This window comes from Burkholderia sp. Bp8992 (genome assembly GCF_003853705.1).
In the GTDB taxonomy this organism is placed as follows: domain Bacteria; phylum Pseudomonadota; class Gammaproteobacteria; order Burkholderiales; family Burkholderiaceae; genus Burkholderia.
In genome coordinates, this window is record NZ_QTQI01000034.1 from 50,872 (window position 1) to 64,831 (window position 13,960).

At 67.9% G+C, this 13,960-nt stretch carries 11 protein-coding genes and 1 pseudogene; 4 read left to right on the plus strand and 8 right to left on the minus strand.

What is annotated here, in order from left to right; genetic code table 11:
- Positions 1–75 precede the first annotated feature (75 nt).
- On the plus strand, positions 76–501 hold the full coding sequence (locus DIE03_RS33675; protein ID WP_124456466.1) for a PACE efflux transporter: 426 nt from the start codon (positions 76–78) through the stop codon (positions 499–501).
- Between the two features lie 38 nt (positions 502–539).
- Here the strand turns inward: DIE03_RS33675 and DIE03_RS33680 are convergent, their stop codons facing one another.
- The 6 genes and pseudogenes from DIE03_RS33680 to DIE03_RS33710 all read right to left on the minus strand — a co-directional run.
- A complete protein-coding gene (locus DIE03_RS33680) occupies positions 540–1,304 on the minus strand; it encodes a hypothetical protein (RefSeq protein ID WP_124456467.1) in 765 nt (254 codons plus the stop codon).
- A gap of 126 nt (positions 1,305–1,430) precedes the next feature.
- Positions 1,431–2,057: a trimeric intracellular cation channel family protein gene (locus tag DIE03_RS33685; RefSeq protein ID WP_124456476.1), complete on the minus strand. Its 627-nt coding sequence runs from the start codon at positions 2,055–2,057 to the stop codon at positions 1,431–1,433.
- A gap of 303 nt (positions 2,058–2,360) precedes the next feature.
- On the minus strand, positions 2,361–3,308 hold the full coding sequence (locus DIE03_RS33690) for a choline ABC transporter substrate-binding protein (RefSeq protein ID WP_124456468.1): 948 nt from the start codon (positions 3,306–3,308) through the stop codon (positions 2,361–2,363).
- Between the two features lie 103 nt (positions 3,309–3,411).
- On the minus strand, positions 3,412–4,410 hold the full coding sequence (locus DIE03_RS33695) for a GlxA family transcriptional regulator (protein ID WP_124456469.1): 999 nt from the start codon (positions 4,408–4,410) through the stop codon (positions 3,412–3,414).
- Between the two features lie 392 nt (positions 4,411–4,802).
- Complete coding sequence (gene choW, locus DIE03_RS33705; RefSeq protein WP_124456470.1) at positions 4,803–5,699, minus strand: choline ABC transporter permease subunit; 897 nt, start codon at positions 5,697–5,699, stop codon at positions 4,803–4,805.
- Positions 5,692–6,993: pseudogene (locus DIE03_RS33710) on the minus strand (glycine betaine/L-proline ABC transporter ATP-binding protein); the annotation flags it as partial. The gene choW and the pseudogene DIE03_RS33710, both read right to left, overlap by 8 nt.
- Positions 6,994–7,464: 471 nt before the next feature.
- On the opposite strand from DIE03_RS33710, the gene DIE03_RS33720 reads away from it, so the two are divergent.
- Complete coding sequence (locus tag DIE03_RS33720) at positions 7,465–10,815, plus strand: DUF2339 domain-containing protein (RefSeq protein WP_124456472.1); 3,351 nt, start codon at positions 7,465–7,467, stop codon at positions 10,813–10,815.
- A complete protein-coding gene (locus tag DIE03_RS33725) occupies positions 10,812–12,170 on the plus strand; it encodes a DUF3999 domain-containing protein (RefSeq protein ID WP_124456473.1) in 1,359 nt (452 codons plus the stop codon). The genes DIE03_RS33720 and DIE03_RS33725 overlap by 4 nt, the downstream gene beginning before the upstream one ends.
- A gap of 235 nt (positions 12,171–12,405) precedes the next feature.
- Here the strand turns inward: DIE03_RS33725 and DIE03_RS33730 are convergent, their stop codons facing one another.
- Entirely contained in the window at positions 12,406–13,194 is a 789-nt protein-coding gene (locus tag DIE03_RS33730) for a GNAT family N-acetyltransferase (protein WP_124456474.1), read from the minus strand.
- Between the two features lie 281 nt (positions 13,195–13,475).
- On the opposite strand from DIE03_RS33730, the gene DIE03_RS33735 reads away from it, so the two are divergent.
- Entirely contained in the window at positions 13,476–13,781 is a 306-nt protein-coding gene (locus DIE03_RS33735) for an NIPSNAP family protein (RefSeq protein WP_124456475.1), read from the plus strand.
- A gap of 56 nt (positions 13,782–13,837) precedes the next feature.
- Here DIE03_RS33735 and DIE03_RS33740 read toward each other — a convergent pair.
- On the minus strand, positions 13,838–13,960 hold a 123-nt coding region (locus DIE03_RS33740), incomplete at its 5' end, for a transposase (RefSeq protein ID WP_143329487.1).

Sequence of the window (13,960 nt, forward strand, 5' to 3'; positions counted from 1 at the left end):
GCGTGCAACGTGGATAGCCTTGCGGAACGTTGCGGCACGGCGCCGCGGCGGGTGCCGTCGAACCGGAGGAACAACGTGCAAGGCCTACCGCGCAGGATCACGCAGGCGGTGCTCTACGAAGCGATCGCCATCTCCTGCATCTCGCCCGCGATCGCGGCGATCTTCAAGCAGGATCTCGTCTATTCGGGCGCGCTGTCGGCGACGATGTCGGCGATCGCGCTGCTGTGGAACATGATCTTCAACGCGCTGTTCGAGCGCTGGGAAGCGTCGCGCCGGCAGCCGACGCGTACGCTCGGGCGGCGGATCCTGCATGCGACCGGATTCGAAGGCGGGCTGATTTTCATTCTGGTGCCGGTCGTGTCGTGGTGGCTCGACATCTCGTGGTTCGACGCGTTCGTCGTCGATATCGGGCTGTTCGCGTTTTTCTTCTGTTACGCGTTCGTGTTCCAGTGGGCGTTCGATCGCGTGTTCGACGTGCCGGCGGCGACGAAGGAGTCGTGAGGCGGGCGCGTGGTACTCATCCAGCGAGGCGGGCAGAGTCAGATCCGGTCGAAGTTGAACGGCGTCACGCCTGGCAAACCATCGACCCGCCGCACGTCGACGCCGCACCAGGTGCCGATCATGCCGGCCATGCGGCGCGCTTGCTCGCCGTCGTTGATCCGCCCCATCAGGTCGACCGGCGGGCGATCGCGAAACACGAGCACGAGCTGCGCCAGATCGCTCTGGATCTTCACCAGCGAACCGCCCACGACCGCGCCGTCGATACTCTTCCGGCCGCCGACCAGCAGGTGCTCCAGCTCGCGGCACGCGTAGGTATTCAGCACCGGCTTGCGCAGCAGGCGCGTGGTGCGAATATCGATCCAGCGTTCTTCGTCGCGCCAGCAGAAACGCGCTTCGCGCAGTGGGCCTGCAAACCAGCGTGCGCGCATCAGCTTGCGGCCGATCCAGATCAACAGCACGCCCACGCCGACGACGAACACACCGAACACGCCGAGCCCGAGCCATTCGTACCACGCATGCAATTCATCACCGGTGACGCTCCCGGCAAGCAGGGGTACGCCAGTCATGCAGGCCAGTCCCAACGCACTCAGCCCGAAGCCGAACGACCACCACACGAAGTGACCCATGCGCATGCGCCGCGGCGCCAGGATCAGGTCCCGGCCGTCGGGCACGCACGCATAGCCGGCCTCGAATACCCACCGGTCCGGCGTCAACGGCCAGATCATCATGCAGATCAAGCCCAGTGCGCCCAGCGCGACCGTGGCCCAACCCAGGATTGCTTCGACGAGAGGCGGCATAGGCATACCCGATTGCGATCCACTGCGCTGCGCGAAACGGACGTATGGTCCGGGTCGGTCGTCGCGATTCTGTCCGATCCTTTTTCGCGCGGCGAGCGGAAGCGGCTGCGCGAAGTGTGCCTGAAACGCCGTTTACGCCCCGCCCGCGGTTTTCGGCAGCTGCCAGCCGAAACGCACCGCCGCCATCCGCAGCGCAAAGCAGGCGATGCCGCCGAGCACGGCCGCGATGACCGGCGGACAACCGAGCCGCCGGCACGACACGACGACGACCGCGCCGAGCAGCGCCGCGCTCGCGTAAATGTCCGTGACCAGCACGACCGGTATCCGCGCGAGCAGCACGTCGCGCACGACGCCGCCGCCGCAGCCGGTCACGGCGCCCATCAGCGTTGCAATGAACGGGTGGACGCGGAACTCGAGCGCCTTCACCGCGCCCGCGACCGCGAACAATGCGAGGCCGGCCGCATCGAGCGTCGTGAGCATCGACGGCGAGAACGCGGCCACCCGCGCATGAAAGACGAACGCGACCAGCCCGGACGCGAACGCGAGCGCCGGATAGCGCCAGTCGCTCACGGCGCTGGGCGGCCGCGCGCCGATCAGCAGATCGCGGATCACGCCGCCGCCGAGCGCGACGACGAGCGACAGCACCATCACGCCGAACAGGTCGAGCCCGGCGCCGATCGCCGCATTGGCACCCTCGACCGCGAACACCGCCGTGCCCGCGAGATCGGCGGCGAGCACCACTTGCTCGATGCGCTTCATGCGCGTGAATGGCCGCAGTGCGGCATCGTCCGGCTGCAGCCTGCGTCGCGACAAGCCGACGCACCATTCGGCCTCGGCCGCCTGCCGGCCACCTGCCGCCATCCGGATACCTCAAGCGCACTGCGTATCATTGCCGTCTCCTCGATCGGGATCGAGCAGTCTAGCGCATCGTCCACCGACTGACGGGCCGAACCTGAAGCTGGAAGCAAAAGGCCGGTGGAAGCAGGATGCGCACCCTGCTTCCACCGGCCCGGAAATCACGTCAGGCTTGCGGCCGAAGCCGCGAAGCCCGCCGCGTTACGCTCAATGCACGCCGAGGTACGCCTTCACAGCCGGCAGACCCGGCTTGCCGTCGAGCGTCGTCACGCCGGCGAGCCACTTGTCGAGCGCCTGCGGGTTCGCCTTCAGCCAGTCGGCCGCCGCCTTGTTCGGGTCTTGCTTGTTCATGATCGGCAACATCACGTGGTTCTCGATCGTCGTCGTGAACTGCAGGTTCGACACGAACTTCGCGACGTTCGGGCAGCGCTGCGAATAGTCGGGCGGCGTGGCCGTCAGCACCTTCGCTTCGCCGTAGTTCGGACCGAACACGTCGTCGCCGCCGGTCAGGTAATCGATCTTCATCTGCACGTTCATCGGATGCGGCTCCCACCCGAGAAAGACAATCCACTGCTTGTCGCGCGCCGCGCGATTCACCTCGACCAGCATCCCGGCCTCGCTCGACTCGACCAGCTTGAACTTGCCGAGGCCGAACTGGTTGCCGTCGATCATCTTCTTGATCAGCGCGTTGCCGTCGTTGCCCGGCTCGATCCCGTAGATCTTGCCGTTGAGCTTGTCCGCGTACTTCTGGATGTCCGCGAACGACTTCAGGCCGCCCTGGTACACGTAGTCGGGCACCGCGAGCGTGTATTTCGCGCCGGTCAGGTTGGGCGTCGCGAGCACCTTGATCGTGCCGGCCTTCGTGAACGGCTGGATGATCGGGTCCATCGTCGGCGACCAGTAGCCGAGGAACACGTCGATCTGCTTGCTCTTGATCCCGGCGAACGTGATCGGCACCGAGGCGATCGTCTTCGTCGGGTTGTAGCCGAGGCCCTGCAGCATCGTCGACGCAAGGCCCGTGGTCGCCGCGATGTCGGACCAGCCGACATCCGCGAAGCGCACGTTCTTGCATACGGGCGGATCGGCCGCATACACGGCCGACATCGGCGCGGTTATCCCGACCCCGCACACCGCTGCGATCAATAGGCGCTTCATCTTTCTTCTCCTCAAAGTGATGTCGTTTGCTTGAATGCGGGACCGTTTATTGAAGCCGCGCGCCACGATCCCGGCGACGTCGCGGACCGAATCATCTTCTCGTTCAGCGCCCCGGCAACCGGCGCTCGTAGCTCGGCGCATGGCCGAACTGCGCGCGGTAGGCCTTGCTGAAATGACACGGCGAATGAAAGCCGCAGACCGTCGTCACGCGTGCGATCGACGCGTCGGTCGTGCGCAGCAGGTCGCGCGCGCGTTTCAGGCGCAGTGTCAGGTAATAGTGGGTCGGCGACACGTTCAGATATACCTTGAACATCCGCTGCAGGTGCCGCTGCGACAATCGCACGAGCCGCGCGAGTTCCTCGAGCGACAGCGGCTCTTCGATGTTCGCCTCCATCAGCCGCACGACCTCGATCAGCTCGGCGCGCGAGAAGCCGACGCGCGCATCGACCGGAATCGGCTGCGTGTCGGTCGAGCTGCGGATGCGCTCCAGGATGAACTGTTCGGACACCTGCGCGGCCAGCTGCTGGCCGAAGCGCATGCCGACGAGGTTCAGCATCAGGTCGAGCGGCGCGGTGCCGCCGGTACAGGTCAGCCGGTCGCGGTCGACGACGAACAGCTCGTCGGCGAAGCCGACCTGCGGAAACTCGGCATGCAGCGAGGACAGGTTCTCCCAGTGCACGGTGCAGCGATAGCCGTCGAGCAGCCCGCTCGACATCAGCGCGTACGCACCCGTGCAGATGCCGCCGAGCGGCAGCCCGCGTTCGGCGAGCGCCGCGAGCGTATCGCGCGCGCCTTCGTCGACCACGTCGCGGATGCGGATGCCGCCGCACACGATCATCACGTCGGGCAGGTTCTCGTAGTCGAGCGCCTGCGTGGGCCGCACCGCGATGCCGTTGCTGGCATGCGCGGGCGCGCCGTCGAGCGAGTAGATCGACCACTTGTAGTGGTCGGCACGCCCCACGTAGTTCGCCATCCGAAGCACCTCGACCGCGCTCGAGAACGCGATCATCGAGAAGTTCGGCAGCGTCAGGAAGCCGAAATGGGCAAGGGACGAAACCGGTGAAACGCAGGCGGCGGGCGCAACAGCGACGGCGGACGTCACATCGGTCTCCTAGGGTCTGTTTCCAGATGGAACGCACATGCGTTGCCACGAGAACGGCCGCTCGCGAGGCGCGCGACGCCGCGAATACTTGGCGTATCGCCAAGGAGCGCAACGCGGCGAGCGGCCGTTCTCGTGGCAACCCCAAACTTGAAATTTATTCCACGGGAATGCCCGAAATCGCCCGCATGGCGGCGTCGCTCGTCGCTTGTTTGGCCCGGCCAAACGGCGCTCCTCACTTCTTGCCCTGCGAGCGATTTCGGGCATTCGCATGTGCGTTCCATCTGGAAACAGACCCTAGAGGAGGTTGCAGGGGGCCAACCCCGCGGCCGAGGCCGCGGAAGTCGTTATCCATTCAGGGTGAGCGGCCGGAGCGTATTCCCGGCCGCCGGCGCTCAGGCCTGTGCGGGTGCCGCCTTCACGCGAAAGAGCTGCTTGAGACCGGCGAACAGCGGCGCCTTCACGGTGCCCGGCGCGCGGCCGAAGCTTTCGGTGATGCGGTCGAGAATGATCGCGAGCAGCACGACCGACAGACCGCTTTCGAAACCGAGGCCGATGTCGAGTCGCTGGATACTCGCGAGCACGTCGTTGCCGAGACCGCCCGCGCCGACCATCGACGCGATGATCACCATCGACAGCGCCATCATGATCGTCTGGTTCACGCCCTGCATGATCGACGGCAGCGCATTCGGGAACTGCACCTTGTACAGCAGCTGCCACGGCGTGCAGCCGAACGCCTGGCCGGCTTCGACGATCTCGCGGTTCACGTGGCGGATGCCGAGGCTCGTCAGGCGCACGGCCGGCGGCATCGCGAAGATCACCGTCGACAGGATCCCCGGCACGCGGCCGAGACCGAACAGCATCGCGGCCGGAATCAGGTAGACGAAGGCCGGCATCGTCTGCATCAGGTCGAGGATCGGACGCACGATCGCGGCGACCCACTTGCTCTTCGCAGCCCAGATGCCGAGCGGAATGCCGAGCACGAGGCTGATGATCGTCGACGACAACGTGAGGCCGAGCGTGATGACGGTCTGATCCCAGAAGCCCGTCGCGAAGATCAGCAGCAGCGACGCCGTGGTGAACAGCGCGAAGCGCCAGCCCACCCGCCATAGCCCGACGCCGATGAAAATCGCCATCATCAGCCACATCGGGATCGCCTGCAGGCCATGCTCGACGAATGCGGCGAGCCCTTCGATCGCCTGACCGATCGCGTCGAACGTCTTCGCGTCATGGTCGAGCAGGTAGTGAACGGACTGGTCGACCCAGCTACCGAGCGGAATCATTTCAGACATGGGAGCCTCGCGAACGCGTGATGGCCTTCAGGATGAGCGCACGATCGACCGAGCCGCAGTAGCAGCCGTCGTCGTCGACGACGGGCAGTGCATTCGGGCTCGCGACCACACGCGCGACGACATGTTCGAGCGACGCGTCGCGCCGGATGCTTTCGATCGGCCGCACCGACGGCGTGTCCTGACCGATCGCCTCGCGCGTGACGAAGCCGCGGATCTTGCGCTGGGCGTCGAGCACGAACGCGTATTCGGCACTGCCGTTCAGCGTCGCCGCGACGTTCGCGGCGTCGCACTTCGACACGATCGGCACCGCACCCGTCTGCATCAGGTCGCCGGCCGTGAGGTAGCGGCTGGTGTCGATGCCGTCGAAGAACGCACGCACGTAGTCGTCGGCCGGGTTCGCGATGATGTCCTGCGGCGTGCCGACCTGCACGAGGCGACCGCCTTCCATGATCGCGATGCGGTTGCCGATGCGCAGTGCCTCCTCCAGATCGTGCGACACGAACATGATCGTGCGGCGCTGTTCCTTCTGCAGTTGCAGCAGCACATCCTGCATTTCGCGGCGCTTGAGCGGATCGAGCGCGGAGAACGCCTCGTCCATGATCATCAGCGACGGATTCACGGCCAGCGCGCGGGCGAGGCCGACGCGCTGCTGCATGCCGCCCGACAGCTCCGACGGCAGCTTGTGCGAGAACGGCGCGAGGCCGACCTGCTCGAGCACTTCCATCGCACGGCGCTCGCGTTCCTTCTTGCCCATGCCCGCGACTTCGAGGCCGAACGCGGCGTTCGACACGACGCTGCGATGCGGCATCAGCGCGAACGACTGGAACACCATGCTCATGTCCTTGCGGCGCAGCGCGGTCAGCGCCGAGCGGCGTGCCGACGCGACGTCGAGCCCGTCGATCATCACCTTGCCGGCGCTCGGATCGACCAGCCGGTTCACGAGGCGGATCAGCGTGGACTTGCCGGAGCCGGACAGGCCCATCAGCACAAAAATTTCGCCTTCCTGCACATCGAAGGAGACGTTGTGCACGCCGACGACCTGACCGGTGCGCTTGAGCACATCGTCTTTCGTCGCGCCGGCGGCGAGCATGTCGAGCGCCTGCTGCGGGTTGCTTCCAAACACCTTGCACAGACCTTCGACCACGACCTTGGGGGCATCCATCGAAACCTTCTCCTCGTGTAGCGGGGACTCGCGCTTGTCATAGCGTGCCTACATAGTTGCCAGAAAAAACCCCGACCTGCCGACGAATTACGACAAACGCTTGCGCAAATACGACACGGCCTCCAGCCCCGCCTGGCGGGCCGCGCCACGCGGCGGCACCCGATTGCGGCGGCGCAATACGCGCACACCCAGCAACGGCGGGCATCGCGCGTCCGACTTGTGCGCAGCAGCGCGGCGCGCATCGCATGAGATTTTGCGCCAAAGCGTGTCGGCCGCACGTCGCTTTGCGACAAATCCACGTCCGATCCGACGGCCGTCTGTTCAGACGAAAGCGCTCGTCGCATTCACCGGTAAAAAGCATGACCGTGCAAAAAACCGTTCGGCGACACCGGACGGCGCACGCCGCGGTACCGCGCCAACCGCGGAAATCCGCGACAGGCCGCTGTGATACATTCCCCGCAAACACGCTGATCGCGACGTTGCCGCAGGGTCCATCCATGCCGCACGCGCATGCCGGTTCGCCTGCCGGCCGTGCTGAAACCGCCTCGATCCGGTGCGATCCGCGATCGATGGACGATAACGATAGTGAGAGGGAGCAAGGCGTTGAACTGGGCATTCGCCGTAATCGGTTTCGTCGTGGGCGGCATCGCCGCCCTGATCGGGGATTTCTCGGCCGCGAGCGGCTCGCTGCTCGGGGCTGCCGTCGGGTTCTGCATCGGTCACGCGCTGCAGCAGCACAAGCTCAAGAACAAGCCTGCCGCGCCCGATGCATTCGCGATGTCCGCGACACCGTCGCCCGCGCCGTTGCCGCTCGCCGATCGCGTCGCGCGCCTCGAAGCAACCGTCGACACGCTCACGCGCGAACTCGACGCGCTGCGCGCCCAGTTGGCCGGCGCGAAGGCCGGTGCGGCCACCGCCGGCAGCATCGCGCGAACGGCGCCGCCCGTCCCGACACCGCCCGTACAACCTGCACAACCCGCCGTCGCGCGGGCAGGCACACCCGCCTCCATCTCGGTACCGGCACCTGCCGCGACGCCCGCGCCGGCAACCGCAGCGCGCCCGGCCGCACCCGCGCCTGCTCCCGCCAATACCATGGCAAGCCCGCCTGCCGCACCGGCCCGCCCTGCCCCGCCCGTGCCGCGCGAACCCGGCATCGTCGACCGTGCTTTCGGCGCCGCGCGCGACTGGCTGCTCGGCGGCAACACGGTCGTGCGCGTCGGGATCATCGTGCTGTTCTTCGGTGTCGCGTTCCTGCTCAAGTACGCGGCCGACAACAACATGCTGCCGATCGAATTCCGCCTCGCGGGCACGGCGCTCGCCGCGGCCGCGCTGCTCGCGATCGGCTGGCGCGTGCGTGCGCGCCGCGCGGCGTACGGTCTCGTGCTGCAGGGCGGCGGCATCGGCATCCTGTACCTGACGATCTTCGCCGCGACCAAGCTTTACGCGCTGCTGCCCGTCGGCGCCGCGTTCCCGCTGATGGTCGCGGTCTGCGCGCTGAGCGCGTTCCTCGCGGTGCGGCAGAACGCACTGCCGCTCGCGTTCATGGGCAGTGCGGGCGGCTTCCTCGCACCGGTGCTGTTGTCGACCGGCCAGGGCAATCACGTGGCGCTGTTCAGCTACTACGCATTGCTGAATGCAGGCATCTTCGCGATCGCGTGGTTCAAGGCGTGGCGCCCGCTGAACCTGCTCGGCTTCGTGTTCACGTTCACGATCGGCTCGGCGTGGGGCGTGACGGCCTATCGTCCCGCGCTGTTCGCGAGCACCGAACCGTTCCTGATCCTGTTCTTCCTGATGTACGTCGGCATCGCACTGCTGTATGCGGTGAAACGCGAACTCGCGCTGCGGCACTACGTGGACGGCACGCTCGTGTTCGGCACGCCGATCGTCGCGACCGCGCTGCAGGCATCGCTCGTGAAGGGCATGCCGTTCGGGCTCGCGTGGAGCGCCGTCGCGCTGTCCGCGTTCTACGTCGCGGTGGCGGCATGGCTCGCACGGCGCCGCGACCGCCTCGGGCTGCTGTTCGAATCGATGCTCGCGCTTGCGGTCATCTTTGCGACGCTGGCCGTGCCGCTCGCCTTCTCGGGCCCGACGACCAGCGCCGCATGGGCGATCGAAGGCGCGGCCGTCGTGTGGCTCGGCGTGCGTCAGAAGCGCCTGCTGGCGTTCGGCTTCGGTCTGCTGATGCAGGTCGCCGCGGCCGGCGCGTTCTTCACCAGCCTGCTCGGGCCGGCCGACGCCACCACGCTGCCCGTGCTCAACGGCCCTTACATCGCGATGCTGCTGATCGCGCTCGCCGGCCTGTTCACCGGCTGGTGGCTGCACGGACGTGACGAAGCGCGCGCGTGGCATGCATGGATGCCCGAGATCGGCGGCGCGGCCGCCGCGTGGGGGCTGCTGTGGTGGGTCAGCGGCGGGCTGCACGAGATCCTCGTCTATGCGAGCCGTCACGTCGACCTGCATGCCGATCGCTTCGTCGTCGATACGACCGCGCTGTTCGCGGCCGGCACCGCGTGGCTCGCCCATGTCGCGCGCCGCCGGCTCGCGTGGCCGCTCGCCGAATGGCCCGCGCTTGCGCTGACGCCGGTGCTCGCCCTGCTCGCGCTCCGTGCGTTCGACGCACACGAAGCGCCGCTGTCGGGGATGGGTGCGTTCGCGTGGCCCGTCGCCGTCGGCGCAGCGCTCGCGCTGCTGCGGCGCCAGTCGCGCGGCACGGCCGGCGCCGATACCGCGAACGGCACGGTGCCGTCGATCGCGGCCGGCATCATCGCGCCGCTGCATACGCTGACGTTCTGGACCCTGTGCGGGCTGCTGTCGCTCGAAGGCTTCTGGCGCCTGCGCGCGTTCGTCCCCGAAGGCGCATGGAGCTGGAGCGCATGGGCGTACGGCTTCGGCGCACTGCTTCTGCTCGTGTCGGGCCCCGGCTCGCGCCTGCGCTGGCCCGTCGCCGCGTTCCCGCGCGCCTACCAGGTATGGGGCGCGGCGCCGCTCGCCGCGCTGCTATGGCTGTGGAGCCTCGCCAGCACGATCAGCGACGGCAGCGCCGCACCACTCTTCTGGCTGCCGCTGCTCAATCCGCTCGACATCGCGCAATGTCTCGTCTTCGTCGCATTCGCCGTGTGGCTGCGCCGCCTGAAAGCGCTCGGCATCACGTGGCATCCGCGCACCGTCGACTATGCAGCCGTCGCGACCGTGTTCCTGTGGTTCAACGCGCTGATGCTGCGCACGCTGCACCATCGCTTCCACACGGGTTACGACGTCGACACCGTGCTGTCGTCGTTCGGCATCCAGCAGGTGTTCATGGTCGGCTGGAGCCTGTTCGCGTTCGCCGGGATGTGGCTGACGCGCCGCGACGGCATCGCCCGTCTCTGTGCGTTCGCATCGCTGCCGCTGATCGTCGTGATGTGGGTGTGGACCTTCTACGCGAACTTCACGCAGGACGGCGGAAGCTGGGCGCGCGTACCGCTCCTCAACCCGCTCGACCTCGTGCTCGCGGTCGTCTATGCGCTCGCTGTGTCGTGGTTCATCCGCGCGCGCAAGCTCGGCTGGTCGTTCGGCACGTATCGCGTCGAGCTGCTGGGCGCGGCCGGCGCCACCGCGTTCCTGTGGCTGAACGCGATCCTGCTGCGCACGCTGCATCACTGGGCCGGCGTGCCGTACGAGTTGGGCGCGATGGCCGAATCGACGCTCGTGCAGGCATCGGTGTCCGTGTACTGGACGCTCTGCGCGCTCGCGATCACGATCTGGGCCACGCGCCGCGGGCTGCGCCCGCTGTGGTTCGTCGGCGCCGCGCTGCTCGCGCTCACGGTCGTCAAGCTGTTCCTGTTCGACCTGTCGCACGTGACCGGGATCGAGCGCATCGTGTCGTTCATCGGCATCGGCGTGCTGCTGCTGTTGATCGGCTATTTCTCGCCGCTGCCGCCGAAGGCCGCCGCGCAGCAGGACGACCGGCCATGAAGCGACTCGCCGCCCTGCTCGGACTGAGCCTGCTCGCGTCGTTCGCGGCGGCCGACGGCACGCCTGACGCCGGACGCGTCGCGCAACGCTTCGCGCTCGACCTCGACGGCAGCGCCGCGTATTACCAGCTCACCGTGCCGCAGCCCGTGTATGCGGCGAGCCGGCGCGATGATCTCGGCGACGTGCGCATCTTCAACGGCGCGGGCGAACCGGTGCCGTATTCGCTCGACGCCCCCGTGGCGGCCACACCCGCGATGCCGCCGACGCGCGCGCCGGTGCACTGGTTCCCGCTGCCGCCGGCCCGCGCCGACAACGGCGGCGCGCCGCTCGGCGTGACGGTCGGCCCGGACGGCGCGCTACGCGCGGCGAGCGCCGCACCGGCGCGCACGAAGCACGGCGCCGATCTCGTCGACCTGTCGCATACGGACGGCACCCTCGACGCGCTGTTCGTGCACGTGGGCGACGACAGCTACCAGGGGCGCGTCGCGATCGAAGCAAGCGACGACCTGCGCAGCTGGCGGTCGCTCGGCAGCACGCAGTTGCTGAAGGTCGGCCACGGCGACGACATGCTGGTGCAGGAACGCATCGCGCTCGACGGCGCCGCACCCCGCTACCTGCGGCTGGACTGGCTCGACGGCGCGCCTGCGATCGCGTCGATCGACGTCGAGACGCATCCGCGCGACGCGCGCGGGACCGACGCCGCGTCCGTGCCGCGCCAGTGGCGCGACGCCGTGCGCGTGCGTGCCGGCAGTACGACGGGCGAGTATCTGTTCGACACCGACGGCGCGTATCCGGTCGATCGCGTGCGCATCGACCTGCCGCAGCCGAACACCGTCGCGCGCGCGACGCTGCAGAGCCGCGCCGATGCACAGGCGCCGTGGCGCGACGTCGCGGGCGCCGTGCTGTTCCGGCTGCAGGGCAAGGCCGGCGAGCAGCGCAATCCGCCGCTCGAATTCGCGGCGAACACGGATCGTACGTGGCGGATCGTCGTCGACATGCGCAACGGCGGGTTCGGCGGCGGTCAGCCGGCCGTCGCGATCGGCTGGCATCCGGCCGCGCTGACCTTCGTCGCGCGCGGCACGCCGCCGTTCACGCTCGGGGTCGGCGATGCGTCGCTCGTGTCGTCAGCCGTGAGCCGCGATGCGCTGCTGGTCGGCATGGCGCCCGAAGTGCGGCCCGCCCGCGTCGGCGCGGCGCTGCCGGCATCGGCGGTCGCGCCGGTGCCGGTAGCCGACACGGACGCGCCACGCCGCTACGTGCTGTGGGGCGCGCTGGTCGTCGCGGTCGGTGTGCTCGGCACGATCGCTTGGCGGCTCGCGAAGGGCGGCGGCGACACGCGCGGCCGCGACGAGTGACGCAACGCGCGTCGTCGCACGCGAGGTTTCCGTTTCCACGCAACCATCTTGTGAAGGCGCGCGTGAAGATCGCGGCAAAGGATCGCGCCAGCGCATAAAAAGCGCGTAAACGTCCGTTCGCCGCGACGCGGCGGGGGTGTCTCGAGGGCCGTACACGAGCGGGAGCGCCACACTCCGCTCACGAGACGCTTACGCGGCAAAACCAGGAACAAGAACAGGAACCGGCGCGCGGCGCTCAGCCGAACGTGTAGCGCCCGTGCTGGCGTGGCCGCCACGGCGACGAGCGGCAGCTCGCGGCGCCGGCCGCGCGCCGCGCGGCCCAGCCTGCACCGCGGCGCACCTGCCGGTCGCGGCGGGCCACCGCGGCCACGCGCGGCGGCAACGCATTCGCAAGACGCCGTACGGCCGCGACACGTACTGCCAGCCGCGACGCCGGCGACATGCGGCGCGCGACATGCGCGACGGGCCGCTTGCAGAGGATTGCGCTGTCGTAGTGCTTGCCGGCAAAACGCATCACGTCGACGACCTCGAAGCCCTGCGCGCCATAGAACGCCAGCAGGTGTGCAGCGGGATGCGGCGTATCGAGCGCGAGCAGCGTATAGCCGCGCAACGCGGCCCACTGCTCGGCGAACGACAGCAGCAACGCGCCGATCCCGCGGCTCTGGCAATCGGGGTCCACGGCGACCTGGCGCACGCTCGCGACGCCTTCGCGCCGATACAGCGAGCAGGCCGACGATGGATCGGTCGCATACAGCGTGGCCGTGCCGACGACACGCCCGCCACAGACGGCGACGTAGCACTCGCCGGCTTCCGCGCGGCGGCGCGTGACGTCTTCGCCCTGATCGACGCACGTGCAATTGAGCCCCATCGCGCCGAGCCGCGCGAAGGCGCGATGCAGCATCGGCGTGAGTTGTGCATAGCTGTCGGATGCCGGATCGAAACGCCGTACGACCACCCGGTCGGCGCACACGGCAGGCGGCGCGGCGGAGGGTCGTTCGGCGATCGCGTTCCAGGGTATCGACATTGCAATGCTCCGTGGTTGGGATGCCCGAAGTCTATGAGCGCGCCAGCCGCTGTCGCAAGAAAAAATGTCGTAAAAGTTTGGGGAAACGGGCGTGGCAGGCCCGATGAATATCGCGCTTCCCGCCGCGCCGCACGCGTCGTTGCGAACGCATGAAAGCGCATCGATCGTTGCTCGCGCAAGCAACGCGTCACGCGTCGATATCGATGGCCGGCACGCACGCCGTTGACACGTGCGGCAACGCGATCCAGACTCGCTGCTCCCTCATCGCAATGCGAGCGCCCATGGTCACCTGCTTCCTTCGCTACGTCATCGATCCGTACAAGCTCGCCGAGTTCGAAGCCTACGGCAAGATGTGGATTCCGCTCGTCGAAAAGTTCGGCGGCACGCATCACGGCTACTTCCTGCCGTCCGAAGGCGCAAACGACATCGCACTGGCGATGTTCTCGTTTCCGAGCCTCGCCGAATACGAGCGCTACCGCGAACGCTCGAAGGAGGATCCGGCCTGCCAGGCCGCGTTCCGCTACGCGGAGGAAACCCGCTGCATCGTCAGCTACGAGCGCAGCTTCTTTCGGCCGGTGTTCGAGTAACGGGCCGCGCCACCGCGCATCGCGCCCCGTTTTTCGGCCGAGGACGAAAAAAAGGTTCATCGCGGATTACCGGGGAACGCGGCACGGATTTTGAGGAAGAAGTATTCCTCGTCGCGGTACCCGTAAGCCCGACGCTTGATGACCTTGATGGTGTTGTTGATGCCCTCGACGACACTGGT